We start from the raw sequence: 21,361 nt of genomic DNA, 5'->3' as shown, positions 1-21,361 counted from the left end.
CCAACGGGAATCTCTCCCCATAACTGAGCTAGGCTCACAATTATTCCATATGACAGTGAGCTATGCTCAGCAATATGGAGAAGGTATCCGAAGGCGACCTGCCCGACCTGTTCCTGCGCACCGCCAAACGCATCCGGCACAGCCAAATGGCCAACCTCGCACCCCTGGGCCTGACCCCCGCCCAGGCCCGCGCCCTGCGCACCCTGAGCCGCGCCGGCGAACCCCTGCGCATGTCCGACCTCGCCGACAGACTCGGCATCGTCCCCCGCTCGGCCACCACCGTCGTCGACGCCCTCGAAGCCGCAGGCCTGCTCACCCGCGCCCCCGACCCCACAAACCGCCGAGCCACTCTCGTAGCACTCACCGACGCGGGCCGCACCCTCCTCACCCGCATGTCCGAGGCCCGAGTCCAAGCCGCCCGCGACCTCTTCTCCACCCTCTCCCCCGACCGCCGCGAAACCCTGCGCGACATCCTCGCCGAACTCGACACCGCGAATACCACTGCGCGCCAGAGCTGATCGCATACGAAAAGGGCCGCAATCCCCAAGGGGATTGCGGCCCTTCCTATTCGATTGTTACAGGTACTGACCCGTATTCGACTCGGTGTCGATGGCGCGGCTGGCGGAGGCGTTCTTGCCTGTCACCAGGGTGCGGATGTAGACGATCCGCTCGCCCTTCTTGCCCGAGATACGTGCCCAGTCATCGGGGTTGGTGGTGTTGGGCAGGTCCTCGTTCTCCGCGAACTCGTCCACGATGGAGTCGTAGAGGTGTTGGATGCGCAGACCCGGATTGCCCGATTCCAGTACCGATTTGATGGCGTACTTCTTGGAGCGGTCCACGATGTTCTGAATCATGGCGCCGGAGTTGAAGTCCTTGAAGTACAGGACCTCCTTGTCACCATTGGCGTAGGTGACCTCCAGGAAGCGGTTGTCCTCGCTCTCGGCGTACATCCGATCCACCACTCGCTCGATCATGGCCTTCACGCACTTGGCGCGCTCACCATCGAATTCGGCGAGATCGTCCGCGTGCAGCGGCAGCGTCTCGGTGAGGTACTTGGAGAAGATGTCCTGTGCCGCTTCGGCATCGGGGCGCTCGATCTTGATCTTCACGTCCAGGCGGCCGGGCCGCAGAATGGCAGGGTCGATCATGTCCTCGCGATTGGAGGCGCCGATGACGATGACGTTCTCCAGGCCCTCGACACCGTCGATCTCCGAAAGCAACTGCGGCACAACGGTGGTCTCCACATCGGAGGAGACACCCGAACCGCGGGTGCGGAAGATCGAATCCATCTCGTCGAAGAACACGATCACGGGGGTGCCCTCGGAGGCCTTCTCCCGAGCCCGCTGGAAGATGATCCGAATATGGCGTTCGGTCTCACCGACGAACTTGTTCAGGAGTTCGGGGCCCTTGATGTTCAGGAAGAACGACTTGGCTTCCTTGGCATCCTCACCGCGCGCCTCGGCGATCTTCTTGGCGAGCGAATTGGCAACGGCCTTGGCGATCAACGTCTTACCGCAACCGGGGGGACCGTAGAGCAGCACACCCTTGGGCGGCCGCAGCGCGTATTCGCGGAACAGATCCTTGTGCAGGAACGGCAGTTCCACCGCATCGCGAATCTGCTCGATCTGGCGCCCGAGGCCGCCGATATCGTGGTAATCGACATCGGGCACCTCCTCCAGCACGAGATCCTCGACCTCCGCCTTGGGGATTCGCTCGAAGGCGAAACCGGCCTTGGTGTCGACCAGCAGCGAATCACCCGGGCGCAGTTTGCGAATGGGGCGATCCGGATCTTCCATATCGTCCACGTCGACGAGCGCGGAGAGCGGGCCGGACAGCCACACCACTCGCTCCTCGTCGGCATGACCGACAACCAGTGCTCGACGGCCGTCGTCGAGAATCTCGCGCAGCGTGCCGATTTCGCCGATCTGATCGAACTTGCCGGCCTCGACCACGGTCAACGCCTCATTGAGACGCACGGTTTGACCATAGATGAGGGTGGAAGTGTCGATATTCGGCGAGCACGTCAAGCGCATCTTTCGTCCTGAGGTGAACACATCGACCGTCTGATCGTCATACACACCAAGCAGAACGCCGTAACCGCTCGGTGGCTGACCGAGCCGATCGACTTCCTCACGGAGAGCGACGAGTTGCTGCCGCGCTTCCTTGAGGGTGTCCATGAGTTTGGTGTTGCGAATTGTCAGCGAATCAACGCGCGCTTCCAATTCCCGTGAGCGATCCGGCGAGTCGGCGAGTTGCCTCCGGAGTGCAGCCGCCTCGGCGCGGACGGCCTCGAGTTCCCTCCAGGCCGCCGAGTCCGAATGTTCGTTGGGGCTCATGATGCTGCTCCTCCCAGTCCCGGTCTATCAACGCTACCGGGCGATACTCGTTCTCGCTTTCCGACATGGTTTCGTCGTGATCACATCTAGGCTGCGGCTAGCGGACCGGACGGACATGTTAGCCTGCCCTAACATGTTTCCGGTGAGTTAATCACCGGCCGATCCGAAAGGGTGCCGTTGATGCTCCTTCCCACCAGTCGAACTTCTGGTATGGGCAACGCCTCGCGGACGCTTCGTGTTTCCGTGGCTACCGTTGCGGCGGCCCTCGCCGTTACCGCAACCCTGGCTGGCTGCGGCTCCGATGACAAGACCTCGACCGACTCAGCGGCCACCACCTCGGCCGCGGTCACCAAGGCGGCGACCGCTCCCGCACCCACCGCCGAGCAGCTCCAGGGCGTGCTGACCGCGTTCGCCGATCCGGCGAAACCGGCCGCGGACAAGGCGAAACTCGTTGTCGACGGGGACAAGCGGATCGCGCTCATCGAGACAATGAACCAGGGTCTGGCGCATTACGCGGTGTCTTTCACCGTCGGCGAAATCAAGCAGACCGGCGATAAGGCCGATGTGAAGGTGTCGGTGGTGTCCCCGCACGGCACCATGGCCGATGTGCCGATGTCGTTCCAGTACGTGGACGGCACCTGGAAGCTCGCCGATTCCGGCGCCTGCACCATCCTCGGCATGGCGCGCGCCGCCTGTCAGCCGTAATACCCAGCAGATATCGCTCCGATCGAAAGGCTCGACCGCTCATGCTCGCTCGCTCCGCCCGCATTTCCCTGGCCGCCCTCGGCGCGAGCCTCGCGCTCGTCTCGGGCGCGGGATTCGCCAACGCCGATTCCCCCGCACCCTCGCCGGAGGAATTGCAGTCCACCCTGGAACGCTTCGTCGACCCGAATATCGCCACGGTCGACAAGGAGCAGCTCATGGTGGGTGGCGATCGGCGCGCGAGCAATATCGACACCATGACCTCGAAGCTGGGCAATTACGGCAAGATCGGCTTCGGCGTCTCGAACATCCAGGTCGACGGCGATAACGCCAATGCCTCGGTCGCGGTCATCTCCCCGCACGGCACCATGCCGGGCGTGCCGATGTCCTGGCAGCACACCGCCGCGGGCTGGCAGCTCTCGGAGAGCACCGCGTGCACCATCCTGTCGATGGGACGCGCTCCCTGCTGATCGGCACGGTGTGAAAACCCGCACCGGCTGAACGCACACCGTTCCGAAACACACGAATGTGCCCCCTTTCCAACAGGAAAGGGGGCATATCGTGTTGAAAAGCCTGCGGGGCAGGCCGATTCGAAGGCTCTGCCGCGGAGCCGGGCGGCACGCACGTCGAGCCTGATTGGCAGCGTGCGCGTTTCGGCATCGACTCCGTCTCGCTTCGTTATCCCTTACCGGCGCGGCGCTGCGGTTTGGGGGCGACGACACCGTCGGCGAGGCGGCGGGCGGTCACCAGGAAGGCGGTGTGGCCCTGCATGCGATGCTCGGGCCGCACGGCCAGGCCGACCACGTGCCAGCCGCGAACCATGGATTCCCAGGCGCGGGGCTCGGTCCAGCATTCCTGGCGGCGCAGGTGTTCGACCACCTCGGACATCTGCGTGGTGGTGGCCACGTAGACCATGAGCACACCGCCGGGCACCAGCGCCTTGGCGACCGCGTCCAGGGTGTCCCAGGGCTTGAGCATGTCCAGGATGACCCGATCCACCTGCGGGCCGGAGTACTCGGCGACATCGCCGAGGGTCAGCTCCCAGTTGTCCGGGCGCTCCCCGAAGAAGCGCTCGACATTGCGGACGGCGTGTTCGGCGTGGTCCTCGCGGATCTCCCAGGAGACGACCTTGCCCTCCGGGCCGACCGCGCGCAGCAGCGAACAGGTCAGCGCGCCGGAACCGGCACCGGCCTCCAGTACGGTCGCGCCGGGGAAGATATCGCCCTCGTGCACGATCTGCGCGGCGTCCTTGGGGTAGATGACCGCCGCGCCGCGCGGCATGGACAGCACGTAGTCGGTCAGCAGCGGCCGCAGCGCCAGGTACGCGGTGTTCTTGGCGGACATCACCACGCTGCCCTCGTCGGCACCGATCAGATCGTCATGGGCGATCTCTCCGGCGTGGGTGTGGAAGGTGCCGCCCTCCGCCAGGATCACGGTGAACTTGCGCCCCTTGGCGTCGGTCAGCTGCACCCGGTCGCCGATCTGGAAAGGCCCGGTCCGTCTGGCCGTCATGAATCTCCGTTCTGGTTCGACTCCGGCGCAGGCCGGAAGTCGCTGCGATTTTGCTGCGTGAATCAGGTTCGCACCTTGTCGGTGCCTGCGTTTAGCCTGCCAGGTATGTCGGTACCCGCGATCACTACCCCGGACTCCGCGGGCGCCCAGCCGCGCAGGCTCGCACTCTCACCTTCGCGCGCAATGGATTTCAAGCAGTGCCCGCTCAAGTATCGGTTACGCGCGATCGACCGGATCCCGGAGGCCCCCGCCCGGGTCGCGGTGCGCGGCACGCTCGTGCACGCGGTGCTCGAGGCGCTGTTCGGACTGCCCGCACCCGAACGCGATCTGGCGCACGCCGGTGATCTGATCGCCCCCGCCTGGACCCGGCTGCTGGAATCGCGCCCCGAAACCGCCGACCTGATAGCCGAAGAGGAACTGCCAGGTTTCCTGGCCGAGGCGCACGACCTGGTGCGGGTCTACTTCAACCTCGAGGATCCCACCGCCTTCGAACCGCAATCGCTCGAGGCGTTCATCGAGACCGATCTGCCCGACGGCACCCCGCTGCGCGGCTTCGTGGATCGCATCGACCGTTCCACCGATGGATTGCTGCACGTCATCGACTACAAGACCGGCCGCTCCCCCAGTCCGGAACGCGAAACCCGGGCGCTGTTCCAGCTCAAGTTCTACGCTCTGGTGCTGATGCGCACGCTGGGCACCGCGCCCGCGGAATTGCGCCTGATGTACCTCGCCGACGAGCAGACCCTGAGCTACGAACCCGATGCCGAAGAGTTGCTACGTTTCGAACGCATTGTCTCCGCGCTCTGGCAGGCCATCGAATCCGCCTCCAAGACAGGCGATTTCCCGCCCAGTCGATCCTGGCTGTGCCAGTACTGCGATTTCAAACCGCTCTGCCCTGAGTTCGGCGGCACCCCGCCGCCGTACCCCGCCATCGCCGCACCCGACACCATCACCGTCCTGACCGAAACGGCCGACTGAGACCGGAAACAGTCACGCCCGCCGCGAAAACGCGGCGGGCGAGGCTATTTCGCGATGCGGCGATCGATCAGAACGCGCGGCAGGAGCGAATATCGGTGGCCAGGATGGCCTTCGCACCGAGATCGGCCAGCTTGTCCATGAGCTCATTGCCGTTCTTGCGCGGCACCAGCGCGCGCACCGCGACCCATTCGGGATCGGTCAGCGGCGCGATGGTCGGCGACTCCAGACCCGGGGTGATCTCGACCGCGGCTTCCAGCAGCGACTTGGGGCAGTCGTAATCGAGCATCAGGTACTGCTGCGCGAACACGACACCCTGAATGCGAGCCACCAGCTGATTGCGGGCCTTGTTGCGCTGATCCGCGCCCTTGGCCTCGATGAGCACACCCTCGGAGTCGCACAGCGAATCACCGAACGCGACCAGATTGTGCTGGCGCAGGGTGCGACCGGAGCCGACCACATCGGCGATGGCATCGGCGACGCCGAGCTGAATCGAGATCTCGACCGCGCCGTCGAGGCGGATGACCTCGGCCTCGATGCCACGCGCCTTCAGATCGGTGAGAACCAGGTTCGGGTACGAGGTGGCGATGCGCTTGTCGTAGAGGTCCTCGACCTTCCACTCCCGGCCCGCCGGAGCGGCGTAGCGGAACGAGGAGTTGCCGAAGCCCAGGGCCAGGCGCTCCTGCACCGGCGCACCGGAATCCAGCGCGAGGTCGCGCCCGGTGATGCCGAGATCGAGCTCACCGGAGCCGACGTAGATCGCAATGTCCTTGGGGCGCAGGAAGAAGAACTCGACCTGATTGGCGTTGTCGAGCACGCTCAGATCGCGGGCATCCTTGCGGCCGCGGTATCCGGCCTCGGCGAGGATGGCGACGGCGGATTCGGACAGCGAGCCCTTATTTGGGACGGCGACGCGAAGCATAGATATTCCTTTCGGGACGGGTGGGGGGACGTGAGGACAGTGGACGCGGGGTCATCGGCCGCACGGGCTGTGCGGTGAAACGGCGCATCACAGATGTCGGTACACGTCTTCGAGCCGCAGACCGCGGCCCACCATCAGCACCTGAACCCAATAGAGCAGCTGGGAGATCTCCTCCGACAGCGACTCGTCACTCTCATGCTCCGCGGCCAGCCATACTTCGCCGGCCTCCTCCAGTACCTTCTTGCCCTGCGCATGCACACCGGCGTCCAGAGCGGCGACGGTTCCGGACCCCTCGGGGCGGTTGACTGCACGATCCTGTAGCTCGGCGAACAGGGCTTCGAAAGATTTCACGGTAAGTGATTCTCGCAGATCGCCACCCCTGCCCCATGAACCGGCCGGTCCGGGCGGTTCACCCGCTGCGCGGGAACCACCCGGACCGGAGCGAATCCCAGGTCAGGCCATGGCGAATCGCAGCAGGGCCTGCATATCGCCCTGCTTCACCTTGCCCTTGCGATCGAGGACCTCGAGCTGCCAGGCCGGGCCGTTGCGGAAGGCGCGGGCGATGGCATTGGCGTTGTCCGCGCCGAGTAGCGACGGCCAGATATCGGCCACCTGCTGGGTGCTGCCGCCGGTGGCGTCGTAGATCTTGAAGGACACATTGTTGGCCTTCTCGAAGCTGCTGCCCTTCTTGAAGGCGGCCGCGACGAAGATGATCCCGTCGATGGCGGGCGGCACGGTGGCGAAGGTGACGTGCACGGTCTCGTCGTCGCCGGAGGCCGCGCCGGTCTGCTCATCGCCGGTGTGCTGCACCGAACCGTTGCCGAAGGGGTCGAGGGAATCCAGGCCGGCGAACCGCACGGGTTCGCTGCCCTGCATGAGTACTGCGATCAAATCCAGGTCGACGCCTTTTTTGCGCCGAGCGATACCGAGTAGTCCACCACTGCTGCCCGAGGAGGGATCCCAGCTGACCCCGACGCTCATCTTGGTGATGCCGCCGAGATCCGCTGCGCCGTCTTCTTTCTTGAGCGTAATCACGATTGTCACGTTACCGACAAATCAGACAGCAGTGGTGGGGTCGAATCTCATCCGGCCAGCAACTTCTCCAATTCCGCTGCGGCCGTGCGCAGTTGCGCGGCGAAGTCGTGCATCTGCTGCGCCACCGACTTCGGGGTGGCCAGGTACAGGTTCCAGCGATCGGGCAGCAGCACGTACGCGATACCGATGCAGGTCGGGCTGGTTGACCCGAAACCGAAGAACTGAATATTCACCGACGGAGCCGAACTGGTGCTCAGATAGTCATCGCGCGCGATCTTCCAGCCGGGGCTGTCGAAGAACGCCATCGGCGCGGTCACGCCGAGCTGCTCACCGCGACGCCGCTGAATCCACTCCAGTTCCCACAGGTGCTGTTCGGGAGCCTCCCCGCGCTGGCACTCCTGCGCCCGCTGCACATGCGCCGTGGCGGCGGCCCGCACGGCTTCGCGCTTGCGATCGTCATTGGCCGCCGGATTCTCCATGGCGGCAATGAATTCCAGGATCTCCGGGGTCACCACGCGCATGGCCTCGGTGCGGCCGTTGCGGAACTGCCGGGTCGCGATCGATTCGTAGGTCGCTCCGGTCAGGCCCTTGCTGCGCCGATGCGCGAGCTGATAACTCAACTGCGCGAAGGCATCCGGGGAGATACCGAGGGTCTTGATATGCCCGGTGCCGAAATCGAAGGACACCGTACTGGTGGCGGTGTCCAGCGCGAACTGTGAGAAGGACGCCGCCGCGGCGGAGGTGACCGACCGCTGCGCGGCATCGAGCACGAACTCGATGGGCTCGGCGGCGGGCAGCCCCTGCGGCTGCGCCCCGGACTGCGCGGCATGCTCGGTGACCGGGGTCTCCAGCAGCGTGTCCACGAACGACAGGATCGTGGTGCCGTCCAGTCCGCAGTGCTCGACATTGATACCGGTGCGGCCGTCGGCGAAGACGATGAACGACACCGCCTTGTCGAACCAGCGATTACCGCTGTCCCCGTGCAGGAGTTGATCGCACGCGTGCAGGGTGTCGCGCGGGCTGAAGTCCTCCAGGCAGACGCAGAACAGCGCGGTCTCGATGGTCTCGAACGCCTCGGCGTTGACCGGCCGCAGCTCTTGGTACAGCGGAGCCCAGTCCTTGCGGGCCAGGGTGGTGAGATGCCCGGCCGAGGTGTTCACCGGCGCGCGCCGCGATCCGGCCTTCATCACCCCGAGCAGTCCGGCGGTCAGATCCTCGGGGCTGTACGGCACGCCCTCGGCCCCGAGCACATCCATCCGGAACATGTTGCCGCGGTACAGGACAACGATATGTCCCGCCTGCGACGGCCCCGGCCACTCATCGGTGTACGGCACCCGCACGGTGTCCTGCGGAGCACCGGGAATCCGGGTCTCGGAGAACAGGAACTTGTTCTGCGCCATATTGAGTTTCTGCCCGCGCTGGGTGACCGGCGGGATCTCCTCGGCATCGAGGCGCAGCTTGTAGTTCACCGCCGCGGTGACCAGTGCCGCCGCCCGTTCCGCCTGTCCGGCGGAGGTGGAGGCCCCCAGCACGGTGTCATCGCGGAACAGGAAGAAGAAGTTGGCGTTCAACGCGATTCGGTCCCGGCGCCCGAGGTAGCGCGAGGGCCAGAATTCGTCCAGCCAACTGCCGACGCCGGGTTCGGCGTCGAACCGCTGCAGATCCGCGTGCAGGGTGCGGGCCGGGCTGTCGGGGCGCAGCAGATCCTCGACGGTCGCCGCGGTGGCGGCGTATTCGTCGCTGGAGAGCAGCGGCGCGGACCAGTGCAGGAAGCGGGTGCAGCTCTCCTCCAGAGTGGGGAGCGGCACCCGCGGCAGCTGATCGTCGTGGGCGAAGGTCCGTTCGCTCAATGCAGGTCCTCGTGGTCGAAGGATAGGTTCGGGCGGGACAGGTGGAGCTGGGCGTAGAGCCAGCCATCGGATTCGTAGCCTTGCGTATCGATTCCATTGGCCGCCAGTGCATTACACACCTGCGCCTGCTCCTCCGGCGAGGCGAACCGGCGTTGCCGGAAGGCGCCCGGCGCGAGTTCGGTGTGATAGCCGAGCGCGGCGAGATGGGTGGCTATGGGATCGAAGGAGAACATGCGCAGCACGAAATGCGCCATCCAGGGCAGCTTTCCACCGTGGGCGCGGGCCACCCGCAGCAGGGTGCGCTCGGTGACATAGCCGACGCAGCCGGTGGAGATGACCAGGTCGGCGCCTGCCAGGACGCGGCGCTGCGCGTCGGTGGGGTCGGCGGCCTCCAGATCCGCGTGCACGGTGTCGTGCAGCAGCCCGGCATTGCGGGCGTAGTCCAGTGCGACGCCCGAAGCGTCCATTCCCAGGAATCGGACCCCGGGTAGTCGATCCTGCTCGGCGAGCCGGGCGCGATCGCGGGCTTGCAGATCCGGCGGGGTGGGTTCGGCGTAGCTGTCGAACAGATCGGACATGGTGGTGTCCAGGCGCAGCAGGGCCGCGTTCACGCCGTAGGAGCAGCCGATATCGAGCACGGTCGGGCTCGTGATGCCGGTGGCCGCGTGGTGGTCGGCCAGCAGCTGCTGGAAGTGAGGTTTCGCCAGTTCCGGTATCCGATAGTCCAATTCGGACATTCGGGCGTAATACGCACGGGGGTCGGGGCTCTCGTAGATATCGTCGAACGACGCTTTCCCAGTGCTGTGCAAGGAAACCGGCACGTGGTCCTCTTCTCAGTCGAGCAGACGGTCACCGCGGACAGCATCGGCCGCGAGATGATCAGGCAACACGCGCCCGAACAGTTGCCGGGTGCGCTCGGCGGTGCCGATGACGCCCTGGGAGTCGCTGTAGGCGAAGATCGCCGAATGTCGCTGCACGGTGCCGCCGACGGGCGCGACGCGGTGCAGGGAGAATCGCCCCTGGAACAGTTGCAGGTCACCGGGGCGCAGTTCGAGCCGCCGGATGAGATGTTCGCCGTGATCGGTGAGCACCGCGCGCACATCGTCGAGATTCTCGGCGGCGCGGGAGCGAATATTCGGGCAGTACTCGAATACCCCGCCGGCTTCGGGCTCCTGGGTGAGCATGCTGACGGTGAATTCATTGGTGTCGAAGTGCCACGGATGCGACATACCGGGCGCAACGACATTGAGGCACAGGCCCGCCAGCGGATCGGTGTACTCGTGCAGCGCGTCCAGACCGAAACAGTCCGCGATGAAGCGCTGGAACCGGGCATCGGTGTAGAGCCGATGGATGAGGGCTTCGCGGGGGATCAGATCCCTTGCGACGAAGGCGTTTCCGCGACGGAGCACGATGCGGCCCGGATGATCCGCGGGTAGGTCGGCGTCGATCGGGATGTTGTAGGCGTTGACGTTCTCGACCGTGTAGTAGGCGTGCGGTGCGAGCGCGACGCCTTCATGGCGCATGGTCTCGACCTCGTCGGACCGAATGAAACCGCGCAGTACGGTACAGCCGTCGGCCGCCAACTCCGCGCGCGCGGCCGCGACGGCCGCGTTCCACCCGGCACCGCCGGGTGAGTCCAGCGGATAGCGGGAGATGTCCACTCCGGGGACCGCACCGCCCACCGGCGCGGCGGCCACCGCCCCGGCGCCGTCCGTATCGCACACGTCTGCCCTACCCCCTGTCGCAACCATGTCGATCATTCTGGCGGGCAAACCGCCCGACACGCCCGGGATGTACCGGGATTGTGGATATTCACTATTCCTGTGCACCAAGAGTTTTCATGCGCCAACCCGGCGCGATCCGAATGCCGCGAATCGGACCCGCTCCCGCTCCTCGGGACCATCCGGGAGTGCCGGTGGCCGAATGCTCGGAGATAGCCCAGGATGTCTGATATGTCCTTTGTCAATGGTTCGGTGTCGTATTGGTTCCGTGAGCTCGCCCCCGTCGACCCCGGAGCCCCGCTGTCCGGACATACCCAGGCCGACGTGTGCGTTATCGGAGCCGGATACACCGGACTGTGGACCGCGTACTACCTGAAGCAGGCGCAACCGGACCTGCGAATCGTGGTGCTGGAGAAGGAATTCGCGGGCTACGGGGCCTCCGGGCGCAATGGCGGGTGGGTTGTCGGGGAGATAGCGGGATCGCCGCAGGCATACGCCCGGGTGCACGGCCGCGATGCCGCGGTGCGGTTACAACGCACCATGTTCGACACCGTCGACGAGATCGTGAAGGTCACCGCGGCCGAGGGCATCGACGCCGATGTGCTCGAGAGCGGACAGCTGACCGTGGCGCGCAACAGCGCGCAACAGGCGCGGCTCGGCGAAACTCTGGCGCACGCGCGCGAATGGGGCTGGGGCGAAGCCGATCTCATGGCCGTCGACACCGACGAGCGAATCCGCGTCGCCGGTGCGACCGGGGCGCTGTGGACGCCACACTGCGCGCGCGTGCAGCCCGCGAAACTCGCACGCGGACTTGCCGATACGGTGCGAGCGCTGGGTGTGCGGATCTACGAGCACACCACCGTGGAATCGGTACGACCGCGCACCGCGACCGCCGCCGCCGCGGCGATCACCGCGCACGGCACCGTCACCGCCGACTACGTGATCCGTGCGACCGAGGGCTTCACCGCGACTTTCGGTGCCAACCACCGCGATTGGCTGCCGATGAACAGCTCGATGATCGTCACCGAACCGCTGCCGGAGTCGCTCTGGCGCGAAATCGGCTGGCAGCACGGCGAATTGCTCGGCGATATGGCGCACTACTACATGTACGCCCAGCGCACGGCGGATGGCCGCATCGCCTTCGGCGGACGCGGGAAGCCGTATCGCTACGGCAGCCGGATCGACGCCGACGGGCACACACAACAGTGGACCGTCGAGGTATTGCGGGCCATGCTCACCGATTTCTTCCCCGCCACCGCGGAAGTCCCACTCGCACACGCCTGGTCGGGAGTGCTCGCGGTCCCCCGCGACTGGTGCTCGAGCGTCGCGCTCGACCACACCACCGGCCTCGGCTTCGCCGGAGGCTACACCGGGCACGGTGTGGCCACCACCAATCTCGCCGGCCGCACCCTGCGAGATCTACTGCTGCGCAGGAATACCGAGCTCACGACCCTGCCGTGGGTGAACTGGCAGGTGCGCCGGTGGGAACCGGAACCGTTGCGCTGGATCGGCGTACAGCTCATGTACAGCCTCTATCGCGCGGCCGACCACCGCGAAAACCGCCTCGGGCACACCTCCCGTATCGCTAAGCTCGCCGACCGCATCTCAGGTCGCTGACCCCTCCCCGCCCCGGCGCGCCCAACTCCCGCGCCGGGGCCCTTCCCTGCTTGTTCGGGTCGTGACGCGTCATCGGAGCACAACCGGATGCGGCGAGCCACGCCCGAGTTACATGCCTAGATGCGCATATTTCCATTGACTAATTGTGCAATTGCCACATCGATGCCGATCCCGCACATCTGCAAGCACGATTTACCGTGCACTCCAACGGGTTTCGATCTGTTTGACAGTCCCCGCGGACCGGGTACACCGGTAGTGAGAGGACTTCGCTATGGACTCGAACCGCTCCTGGGACACCATTACCGCCGCCCTGAACCGGGTATCCGGTCCCGGTCGGCGCGGTGCCGACTGGACCACCTACCTGTGCCCCGTTCACGAATCCGACGGCCGCCACCACCATCCCTCGCTGGGCGTCGTCTACAACCGGCAGCGCGGGCGCACGGTGGTGCGGTGCTTCGCGGGCTGCCCCGATGAGCAGGTGCTGGAGCGCCTCGGCCTGCGCGTCCGCGACCTATTCGACGAGCCGCGGGCCCCCACCGGTACACATCGAACCCACTCCCCCGCAGTGGCTTTGGCTGATCAAGCACTGCAAGTGGCGGGCCTGTCCCTGGAGGTACACAGACGCGATCTCGGTCCGCCGGTGGGCCGCGCACAGGATGTGGCCACGTACATCTACCGCCGGCCCGACGGTCGTTCCGCGGGATGCGTGGTCCGCGTCCACACCGAGCACCGGAACGGCCGCGCGAAATCCTTCCGGCAGTATCGCCGCACCGAGAACGGTTGGACCCCCGGCGGTTTCGCACACCTGCCCTTCCATCTCCCCGAGGTGCTCGACGCGGTCCACTCCGGCCGCGACATTCACATCTGCGAGGGTGAGGCCGACGCGCTCACCGCCACCCACGCCGGTCTCACCGCCACCTGCAATGCCGGTGGCGCACAGGGCTGGCATCCCGATCACGCCGCCTGGTTCACCGGCGCGCACCGGGTCTGGATCATCGCCGACCGCGACGCACCGGGCTACCGTCACGCCGCCAGGGTCGCCGAATCCCTGGTCGACCTCGTCCGCGAATTGCGCATAGTCCAGGCCCGCGACGGCAAGGACCTCACCGACCACTGCGATGCGGGCCACCACATTTCCGATCTCGACCCCGTGCCGGTTCTGGACGCCCACTACGGCCGACAGGGGCACCAGCGCTGACCGCACGTCCGCGGTGCTACGAGTCCAGTTGCGCGACCAGGGCTTTGGGGGCGATCAGCCGGTACGCGTCCTGCACTATCTCGGCGATCTCGGTCCAGTCGACGGGGACATCGAGATAGACGCCGAGCCACCCGCGGTGGCCGACATACGGCGGGCGGAAGTAGTTGTCCGGTTGTCCGGCGACCAGTTCCTCCTGGACACCGGGCGGAGCCGCGCACCAGAAGCCGAGGCGATCGTCGTGGTGGTGGTCGGCGAACATGACGAAGGTCTTCTTCCCGCGCACGAACCAGGTCGGTTCGCCGTGGCTGAGGCGTTCGGTCACCTCGGGCAGGGCGGTACAGAGCGCCCGCAGGGATTCGAGAGGTTCACCCATGGCCGAAGGCTAACCGATCACCTCGGTGCCGGACTTGTACGAATGGGAACCGCACCGCATCGAATGCGCCGGGCCCCTCGCCACCCGCATCGCCTCGCGACCGGCTATTCGGGGGCGGGGAGGGCACGCTGGTAGCGGGCGATGAGGTCGCGCAGTGCCGCGGCCAGTTCGGGTGAGTCGACGATCTCGAAATCCGCGCCGAGCATGCCCAGGTAGAGCGCGAGCTGTTGCGGATTGTCCGAGCCGGGTTCGAAGGCGCAGCGGTCCGCGCCCAGTTCCTCGATATCGACCTGGATCGGAAGGCGTTGGCGCACATGGGCGGCCGGGGCGTGCACGATGACGCGGGCACGGAATCGCCAGGTCGCCTCGCCGACCGAGCGTTCCACGCGGGTGGCGATATCGGCGTCGGGCTGAATCGGGCGCGGGGTGAAGCGCGGACCGGTGGGTGTGCGCGGGTGGATGCGATCGACCCGGAAGGTGCGCCAATCGTCCCGGTCCATATCCCAGGCCATCAGATACCAGCGCTGGCGCAGGCTGACCAGTCGATACGGCTCGACATCGCGCCGGGTGGCCGCGCCGCCGTGCGAGTCGTAGTCGAAGCGCAGGCGTTCGTGATCGCGGCAGGCGGCGGCGATGACGGTCAGCACATCCGGATCGACCAGCGGACCGCGTGCGGGCACCGGCAGCGTGTGCTGGAAGGCGCTGACCCGATGCCGCAGTCGCGACGGCAGGATCTGCTGGAGTTTGGTCAGCGCGCGCACTGCCGTCTCATCGATTCCGGCGATGGAACTGCTTGCCGCCGTGCGCAATCCGACGGCGACGGCGACCGCCTCCTCGTCATCGAGCAGCAGCGGCGGCAGCGCACCACTCGCGCCGAGCCGATACCCGCCGTCCACCCCCGATTTGGCCTCGACCGGATAGCCGAGTTCACGCAGCCGATCGATGTCATTGCGGATGGTGCGGGTGGTGACGCGCAATCGTTCGGCGAGTTCGGTCCCGGTCCAATCGCGCCGGGACTGCAGAAGCGAGAGCAGACGCAGCAGGCGGGCGGAGGTTTCCAACATTTTTCGATGGTATCCGGCAATCGCGGAACGAACCTTTCCGCAATCGTTCCTAATGTTGGTCCCATCGAGTAAGCCACTCCCCCTCGAAGGAACGGAAACCCCTGATGAGCACCGAGATTCGCCCCTTCCGCATCGATATCCCGCAGGCCGAGCTGGATTACCTGCACGATCGCCTGACACACGCCCGCTGGGCCGCCGGACTCCCCGGTGTCGGCTGGGAGCGCGGTATCCCGGTGGCCGAACTGAAGGAGCTGGCCGACTACTGGCGCACCGAATTCGATTGGCGGGCACAGGAAGCCGCGCTCAATGCCTTCCCGCAGTTCCTGACCGAGATCGACGGCCAGCAGATCCATTTCCTGCATGTGCGCTCCAGCCGTCCCGATGCCACTCCCCTGCTCATCACGCACGGTTTCCCCAGTTCGGTCGCGGAGTTCATGCAACTGATCGGGCCGCTCACTGAACCGGCCGAAGGCCCGGCGTTCCACGTGGTGGCCCCGTCACTGCCCGGTTACGGCTTCTCCACCCCGCTGTCCGATACCGGCTGGTCGATGGCCCGCACCTCGCGCGCCTGGATCGAATTGATGAATCGGCTGGGCTATGCCCGCTACGGCGTGCACGGTGGTGATATCGGCAGCGGTATCTCCGGCATGGTCGGCGGGCTCGATCCCGAACATGTGCTGGGCGTGCACGTGGTCACCGATCCGATGACCGCGGCGAATGTCGCCACCTTCCTGCCCGGTCTGGCCGACAGCCTCGATGCCGACGATCCGGTCGACAAGGTGATTCTCGAGCGCATGGACAGCTTCCGCAGTCAGGGTTCGGCGTATCTGGCGATCCAGAATTCGCGCCCGCAGACCATCGGTTACGGACTTGTCGATTCTCCGCTGCTGCAATTGGCTTGGATCGCAGAGAAATTCGAGCAGTGGACCGATCTGCCGATCGACCGCGATCAACTGCTGACCACGGTCGCGCTGTACTGGTTCACCGGTGCCGGGGCAACCGCCGCACACACCCTCTACGAGCAGGCGCATTCGATGGACTGGGGTTCCGAACCCGTCGCACCCCAGGGTTTCGCCGTCTTCGGCGCGGATGAGACCGTGCGCCGGGTGGTCCCCGCGCCCGCCGATGCGCACTGGACCGAATTCGAGCGCGGTAAGCATTTCCCGGCCATGGAGGCGCCCGCCGATCTGGCCCGGGACCTGCGCACCTTCTTCGGCCCGCTGCGGTGACACGCCACCGGGCGCGCGGGTGGCCCGCCCCGCCCCGCGCCCGGTTCTGCACTACGCTGACCTCATCGCGCCCCGGCATTGCCGCCGCGGCATTTGGCACCGCAGCCCTTTCGCACTCCCCGCCCCACTCGGATGGATGTCCCGGAGGTTTGCCGATGATGAACCAGCTCACCGACCCGCCGCCGGTGCTGCCCGCGCTCGATGACCATCCGATGCTGCGCCCGCTCCCCCCGGTCCCGTCCTCGGGCCATATCTTCGATTTCCCGGGCCGCCTGGGCACGGTCGATATGGATGAGAACCAGGGCCTGCGCATCGACGGCATCGCCCGGCACATCCAGGAGGCCGGCGTCGATCACCTCGTACATTGCGGCGCACTGGAATCGCATCCGCACTGGATCGTCCGGCGCACCGTCATCGATGTCATCCGCCCCATCACCTGGCCCGCGAAACTCCGCACCCGCCGCTGGTGTTCGGGCATCTCCCCGCGCTGGTGCACCATGCGCGTGCGCATCGACTCCGAATCCGGCGGCCTCATCGAAACCGAGGGCTTCTGGATTCACATGAACAAAGAGACCATGAGCCCGTCCCGGGTCGAAGACGAATTCTTCGAATTGATGTGCACCACAACCTCGGAACAGCGCCTGCGCTGGCGGCAATGGCTCACCGATCCACTCCCCCCGATCCCCCCGGCTCGATTCCCACTGCGCCGCACCGATATCGACCACTTCCAGCACGTCACCAATACCGCCTACTGGCACGCCGTGCACGAATTCACTTCCGACACAGCGGATCTCACTGCCCGACCGCATCGCTTCATCCTCGAATACAACAAACCGATTCGGCACGGCGAGCCCCTCGATATCCATACCCGCCGAACCCCCGACGCACAGACCCTCTGGTTCACCATCGATGGCGAGGTGCGCGCGGTGGCCCAACTGCGTTCCCTCCCAGGGATTTCCTGAGCCGATTCGCCGAGCTACGGCAGGTATCGGAATCGTCGCCCGGTTGGAACCCGTTGGTCACTCCGGCCGGTCCGGTACACCCGAGCGGTCACCATCGGAGCCGAAGCCTGGACACGCCAGGGAAATCCGATCATCAGGAATGTGTGCGAATGACAACCCCACTGCCGACCGACAATGTGATCGACGTACGCGCCTACGGTGCGGTCGGCGACGGTGTCACCGATGACACCGTCGCGATCAAATCCGCCGTGGCCGCGGTTCTCGCCTCGGCGAGCTACCGCCCGGATTCGGGTATGGCACTGACGAAGAAGCTGTATTTCCCGAGCGGGCGCTATCTGGTGACCCAGGCGGACACCCTCATGTTCACCCCCGCGACCACCCAGAACACCTGGGGCGCGAGCCTGGTCTACGGCCTCGAAATCTACGGCGACGGTAAGCATCAGAGTGAGATCGTGTTCGCTTCGACCGCCACCGCCAGCACCGACCCACGCCGGAACAACCTGATGACATGCGCGAACCGCTTGCGGGGAGCCAAGATTCACGATCTCGGCTTCCATTCGACGAACGCGAACCAGTCGCTGGCCTATCTGTGGTGCTCGGCGAGCAATGATGGCACCTATCCGGCCTACGGTTCGGGAGCGCAGAACGATATCTGGTGGTCCGAATTGCATCTGACCGGAAGCTGGTTGCGCGGCTGGGGTTTCGACGGCGATACCAACGCCAACCTGAACAGTGAGCAGGTCTGGCATCGGGTGTACGTGAACCAGGTCGCCTGGGGTGATGCGGGTATCCGGTCGGGTTTCGCGCCCTACCCGGCGCAGGAATCCCAGTTCCTGAACTACGCGTTCCATGACTGCGAGTTCGAGTACACCTCCGGCACCATGCTCGATTTCGAGATGGGCGGCAGTATCAATATCATCGGCGGGTCCTGGATTCTGTGCGACACCACCCAGAACACGGTGTCCACCATGATCAAGCTCGGCAAGACCAATATCGCCGACGGCTCCTGGCGGTTCCTGGCGCAGGGCGTGCGGTTCGAGGTGCGCTCGCAGTACCACCGCATCATCGACTGCGGCTGGGTAACCGGCAATGTCACCTTCGTGTCCTGCAGCGATTCAGCGCTGGCGTTCATGGTGAATCAGAACAAGCGGGTGCCGGACAGCTTTCCGCAGTTCGGCAACACCTCTCCGGCGACACACGTCTACGACTGGACCACCTGGGGCACCGGACCGGTGGTGCGGTATCAGGACTGCCAGCTGATGGGCTATCACCGGGTGAGCACCAATGCCGCGATGGGACCGACCGGCCGGGTCATCTACGACGGCTGCCAGCTGGTCACCGAACCGCAGGCCACATTCCTGCGCTCGTCGAACGCGGTCGCGCCGAACGTCTTCCGGGATTTGGGACTCATCGCCTCCTGAGGCCATCCGGACCGTGGTGCCGGCGAACCACACTCGACGCGTCAGTGCGGCGGCCGGACCGAACGCCGAGCCACCGCCGCCGTCCCGCCGAGTTCGGCGAGCAGGTCGGCGAGCCCGCTGCGCAACTCCGCCAGTGCTCGCCCACCGAAGCGCGCGGCCAGGCTCCGGTCGAGATCCGCGCGAGCGGCGCGCGCGGCCGCGATGGCGGCATGCCCGCGCGCGGTGAGGCGAACGCGGCGGATGCGGGCGTCGATCGGGTCGGACAAGCGTTCGCAGTAGCCGAGCTTTTCCAGTTCGGCGACGGCCTTGGACGCGCCCTGCTGGGTCATCTCCAACTCGGCCGCCAGGGCGCTGACGGTGGGCTCACCGTCCACCAGGTGCTGGAACAGATAGCCGTGTGAAAACCGGAGATCGCCGAAACCCGCGTCCGCCAACCGCTTCTGAACCACCGCCGCGCCGGCATTGCCGACGAACAGAGCCAGGGTTCCAGTGTCGAGGTCGAGCGGATCGATCGATGCGGGCATGGCTCCATTCTCCATTGCACAACCATAGTTGTGCAACTATGGTTGTGGACATGACGCTGCAACAGCACCCGAATATCGATATCGCCGTCCGCTACCACCGCGCCGTCTCCCGATCCGCGGTCGGTGACGAGCTCGCCGAGTTCTTCCACCCCGACGCCGTGCATCACGAATTACCGAACGCGCTGTTCCCCAATGGCGTCGTCCGCGATATCGCCGGATTGTGCGCTGCCGCCGAAGCCGGGCGAAACAATGTGCGCGAGCAGAACTTCGAAGTGCTCAATGCCATCGCCGCGGGCGATCAGGTTGCGCTGGAGGTGCTTTGGGAGGGCACGACGGCGGTGGCCATGGGCGAACTTCCGGCGGGCCATGTGCTGCGCGCGCATATCGCGACCGTGCTCGAATTCCGCGACGGCAAGATCCTCGCCCAGCGCAATTACGACTGCTATGAACCCATCACCGCCGGCGCCGGTGCGGCGCGGCGGCGTTGAGCCCCAGGTCAGCCGCTGGAACCCAATGTTCAGATTCGGCGGTCAGCGCGGTGCGCCCGCGGAAATTATCGTGAGCTCATGAGGATTGGATCGCGGCGGCGGGTGTATCTGGCGGCGGAGTACGCGGGGCTGTTCTTCGGCGGGACGACCCTGTACAACGCGGTGGGCCGGGGCAGGTCGCCGATTCCGGCACTGCTCGCATTGGCCGCGGGCGCAACGGTTTACCTGCGCCGGTCCGCGGGATTCGATCGGGAAGCGCTGTGGCGCAGTGCGGCCGCGCGCGAGCAGGCCGGACCGATGGCGGCACTGGCGGGCGCGAGCGCGCTGGCGCTCACCACGGCGGTCGCGGTGCGGCGGCGCGAGGATCTGTTCGATCTGCCGCGCAATAATCCGGCGATCTGGCTGGCGGTGATGGTGCTGTATCCGGCATTGAGCGTGTACCCGCAGGAGCTGATCTTCCGATCGTTCCTGTTCCACCGGTACGCACCGGTTTTCGGTGAGGGGCGGGCCATGGTGGCCGCCAGTGCCGCCGCCTTCGGTTATGTGCACATCGTGTTCGGCAGCTGGTTCTCGGTCGCCGCGAGCGGGGTGGGCGGCTGGATCTTCGCCAATCGCTATGCCAAGACCCAGTCGCTGTTCACCGCGTCGGTGGAGCATTCGGTGTACGGCATCATGGTTTTCACCGTCGGCCTGGGCCGGTACTTCTATCACGGGGCCGCACCGGCGGCGCGGGTTCAGCTCACCGGGCGATGAGGTCGAGCAACTCGGCCTGGGTCAGACCCACCAGCGAATCCCGGAAGGTGCGCCCGGGAGCGTCGGGAACCGCTATCTCACAGGGGATTACGAGGACGGTGCAGCCCGCGAGCGCGGCGGCCTCGGCGCCGGTGGGCGAATCCTCGATGGCCACCGTATGTTCGGGCGCGACCCCGAGCAGCTCGGCCGCCCGCAGATAGACATCCGGTGACGGCTTCCCGTGCGGCACCTCATCGGCGCAGACGGTGACGGCGAAATGATGCCGCCCCAACGTGTCGAGACCGTATTCGGTCAGTGCCCGTTTGGTATTGGTGACCAGCGCCATCGGAATGCCCGCCGCGTGCAGCGCGCCGAGCACGTCCTGTGCGCCAGGCCGCCACGGCACCGGATCCCGGAACAGTTCGATGATCCGGCGTTCGATCCAGGCGTCGGCCTCGGCCAGCGCCGAAGGCGTCGCGTCCACGCCCAAGCCGCTGAACATGATTCGCAGCGCGTTCGGGCCGGACGCGCCGATGAGCGCGTGCCGCATCGCATCGTTCATCTCGTGGCCCAGTTCGCCCGCGAGTTCCCGGACCGCGATATCCCAGAGCTTCTCCGAATCGAGCAGCGTTCCGTCCATATCCCACAACACCGCGTCCAAACGCGTCACCGGAACACCACTCCTGTCATCCACTGCCAC

Annotated in this window: 23 protein-coding genes; 11 read left to right on the top strand and 12 right to left on the bottom strand. The window is 66.0% G+C overall.

Annotated features, from left to right (window positions below):
* The first annotated feature begins 74 nt into the window (after window positions 1–74).
* Entirely contained in the window at window positions 75–518 is a 444-nt protein-coding gene (locus ACFVUS_RS03185; protein ID WP_387761525.1) for a MarR family winged helix-turn-helix transcriptional regulator, read from the top strand.
* Window positions 519–575: 57 nt separating this feature from the next.
* Here ACFVUS_RS03185 and arc read toward each other — a convergent pair whose 3' ends face one another.
* Complete coding sequence (arc, locus tag ACFVUS_RS03180) at window positions 576–2,336, bottom strand: proteasome ATPase (protein ID WP_387761524.1); 1,761 nt, start codon at window positions 2,334–2,336, stop codon at window positions 576–578.
* Between the two features lie 243 nt (window positions 2,337–2,579).
* On the opposite strand from arc, the gene ACFVUS_RS03175 reads away from it, so the two are divergent.
* Window positions 2,580–3,041, top strand: coding sequence for a hypothetical protein (locus ACFVUS_RS03175; RefSeq protein WP_387761523.1), 462 nt, complete (start codon window positions 2,580–2,582; stop codon window positions 3,039–3,041).
* A 41-nt stretch (window positions 3,042–3,082) separates the two neighbouring features.
* Window positions 3,083–3,508, top strand: coding sequence for a hypothetical protein (locus tag ACFVUS_RS03170; protein ID WP_387761522.1), 426 nt, complete (start codon window positions 3,083–3,085; stop codon window positions 3,506–3,508).
* Between the two features lie 208 nt (window positions 3,509–3,716).
* Here ACFVUS_RS03170 and ACFVUS_RS03165 read toward each other — a convergent pair whose 3' ends face one another.
* Window positions 3,717–4,550, bottom strand: coding sequence for a tRNA (adenine-N1)-methyltransferase (locus tag ACFVUS_RS03165; RefSeq protein WP_387761521.1), 834 nt, complete (start codon window positions 4,548–4,550; stop codon window positions 3,717–3,719).
* A 105-nt stretch (window positions 4,551–4,655) separates the two neighbouring features.
* Between ACFVUS_RS03165 and ACFVUS_RS03160 the strand changes: the two genes are divergently transcribed.
* A complete protein-coding gene (locus ACFVUS_RS03160) occupies window positions 4,656–5,528 on the top strand; it encodes a RecB family exonuclease (protein WP_387761520.1) in 873 nt (290 codons plus the stop codon).
* Between the two features lie 67 nt (window positions 5,529–5,595).
* Here the strand turns inward: ACFVUS_RS03160 and hisG are convergent, their stop codons facing one another.
* The 6 genes from hisG to ACFVUS_RS03130 all read right to left on the bottom strand — a co-directional run bounded on the left by hisG (window position 5,596) and on the right by ACFVUS_RS03130 (window position 11,083).
* Entirely contained in the window at window positions 5,596–6,447 is an 852-nt protein-coding gene (gene hisG / locus ACFVUS_RS03155) for an ATP phosphoribosyltransferase (protein ID WP_387761519.1), read from the bottom strand.
* Between the two features lie 87 nt (window positions 6,448–6,534).
* Window positions 6,535–6,798 carry a phosphoribosyl-ATP diphosphatase gene (locus ACFVUS_RS03150; protein ID WP_309230825.1) on the bottom strand — a complete coding sequence of 88 codons (264 nt, stop codon included), beginning with the start codon at window positions 6,796–6,798 and terminating at the stop codon, window positions 6,535–6,537.
* 102 nt (window positions 6,799–6,900) lie between these two features.
* A complete protein-coding gene (locus ACFVUS_RS03145; RefSeq protein WP_375967582.1) occupies window positions 6,901–7,482 on the bottom strand; it encodes a TerD family protein in 582 nt (193 codons plus the stop codon).
* A 47-nt stretch (window positions 7,483–7,529) separates the two neighbouring features.
* Complete coding sequence (locus ACFVUS_RS03140) at window positions 7,530–9,332, bottom strand: choline/carnitine O-acyltransferase (RefSeq protein WP_387761518.1); 1,803 nt, start codon at window positions 9,330–9,332, stop codon at window positions 7,530–7,532.
* The gene (locus ACFVUS_RS03135) at window positions 9,329–10,153 is read right to left on the bottom strand and encodes a class I SAM-dependent methyltransferase (protein WP_387761517.1); all 825 of its coding nucleotides are present in this window, start codon (window positions 10,151–10,153) and stop codon (window positions 9,329–9,331) included. The genes ACFVUS_RS03140 and ACFVUS_RS03135 overlap by 4 nt, the downstream gene beginning before the upstream one ends.
* A 12-nt stretch (window positions 10,154–10,165) precedes the next feature.
* Entirely contained in the window at window positions 10,166–11,083 is a 918-nt protein-coding gene (locus ACFVUS_RS03130) for an arpA protein (RefSeq protein ID WP_387761516.1), read from the bottom strand.
* Window positions 11,084–11,284: 201 nt separating this feature from the next.
* Here ACFVUS_RS03130 and ACFVUS_RS03125 point away from each other — a divergent pair, with 201 nt between their 5' ends.
* Window positions 11,285–12,670 carry an NAD(P)/FAD-dependent oxidoreductase gene (locus ACFVUS_RS03125; protein ID WP_387761515.1) on the top strand — a complete coding sequence of 462 codons (1,386 nt, stop codon included), beginning with the start codon at window positions 11,285–11,287 and terminating at the stop codon, window positions 12,668–12,670.
* 271 nt (window positions 12,671–12,941) lie between these two features.
* Complete coding sequence (locus ACFVUS_RS03120) at window positions 12,942–13,868, top strand: toprim domain-containing protein (protein ID WP_387761514.1); 927 nt, start codon at window positions 12,942–12,944, stop codon at window positions 13,866–13,868.
* Between the two features lie 16 nt (window positions 13,869–13,884).
* Here the strand turns inward: ACFVUS_RS03120 and ACFVUS_RS03115 are convergent, their stop codons facing one another.
* Both ACFVUS_RS03115 and ACFVUS_RS03110 read right to left on the bottom strand, forming a co-directional pair.
* A complete protein-coding gene (locus tag ACFVUS_RS03115; protein ID WP_375967589.1) occupies window positions 13,885–14,241 on the bottom strand; it encodes an MmcQ/YjbR family DNA-binding protein in 357 nt (118 codons plus the stop codon).
* Between the two features lie 104 nt (window positions 14,242–14,345).
* The gene (locus ACFVUS_RS03110; RefSeq protein WP_387761513.1) at window positions 14,346–15,305 is read right to left on the bottom strand and encodes a helix-turn-helix transcriptional regulator; all 960 of its coding nucleotides are present in this window, start codon (window positions 15,303–15,305) and stop codon (window positions 14,346–14,348) included.
* A 104-nt stretch (window positions 15,306–15,409) separates the two neighbouring features.
* On the opposite strand from ACFVUS_RS03110, the gene ACFVUS_RS03105 reads away from it, so the two are divergent.
* From ACFVUS_RS03105 to ACFVUS_RS03095, 3 genes are all read left to right on the top strand, one after another.
* Entirely contained in the window at window positions 15,410–16,534 is a 1,125-nt protein-coding gene (locus ACFVUS_RS03105) for an epoxide hydrolase family protein (RefSeq protein WP_387761512.1), read from the top strand.
* A gap of 155 nt (window positions 16,535–16,689) precedes the next feature.
* Window positions 16,690–17,496: an acyl-[acyl-carrier-protein] thioesterase gene (locus tag ACFVUS_RS03100; RefSeq protein ID WP_387761511.1), complete on the top strand. Its 807-nt coding sequence runs from the start codon at window positions 16,690–16,692 to the stop codon at window positions 17,494–17,496.
* A 149-nt stretch (window positions 17,497–17,645) separates the two neighbouring features.
* Window positions 17,646–18,917: a glycosyl hydrolase family 28-related protein gene (locus ACFVUS_RS03095; protein ID WP_387761510.1), complete on the top strand. Its 1,272-nt coding sequence runs from the start codon at window positions 17,646–17,648 to the stop codon at window positions 18,915–18,917.
* A gap of 41 nt (window positions 18,918–18,958) precedes the next feature.
* Here ACFVUS_RS03095 and ACFVUS_RS03090 read toward each other — a convergent pair whose 3' ends face one another.
* On the bottom strand, window positions 18,959–19,441 hold the full coding sequence (locus ACFVUS_RS03090; RefSeq protein ID WP_387761509.1) for a MarR family winged helix-turn-helix transcriptional regulator: 483 nt from the start codon (window positions 19,439–19,441) through the stop codon (window positions 18,959–18,961).
* 50 nt (window positions 19,442–19,491) lie between these two features.
* On the opposite strand from ACFVUS_RS03090, the gene ACFVUS_RS03085 reads away from it, so the two are divergent.
* A complete protein-coding gene (locus tag ACFVUS_RS03085; RefSeq protein ID WP_387761508.1) occupies window positions 19,492–19,929 on the top strand; it encodes a nuclear transport factor 2 family protein in 438 nt (145 codons plus the stop codon).
* Window positions 19,930–20,007: 78 nt separating this feature from the next.
* Window positions 20,008–20,682: a CPBP family intramembrane glutamic endopeptidase gene (locus ACFVUS_RS03080; RefSeq protein WP_387761507.1), complete on the top strand. Its 675-nt coding sequence runs from the start codon at window positions 20,008–20,010 to the stop codon at window positions 20,680–20,682.
* Here the strand turns inward: ACFVUS_RS03080 and ACFVUS_RS03075 are convergent.
* A complete protein-coding gene (locus ACFVUS_RS03075) occupies window positions 20,669–21,331 on the bottom strand; it encodes an HAD family hydrolase (protein WP_387761506.1) in 663 nt (220 codons plus the stop codon). The genes ACFVUS_RS03080 and ACFVUS_RS03075 overlap by 14 nt on opposite strands.
* Between the last annotated feature and the right edge of the window lie 30 nt (window positions 21,332–21,361).

This window comes from Nocardia sp. NPDC058058, assembly GCF_042885355.1.
GTDB lineage: Bacteria > Actinomycetota > Actinomycetes > Mycobacteriales > Mycobacteriaceae > Nocardia.
This window is presented reverse-complemented; position numbering and strand designations above follow the sequence as displayed.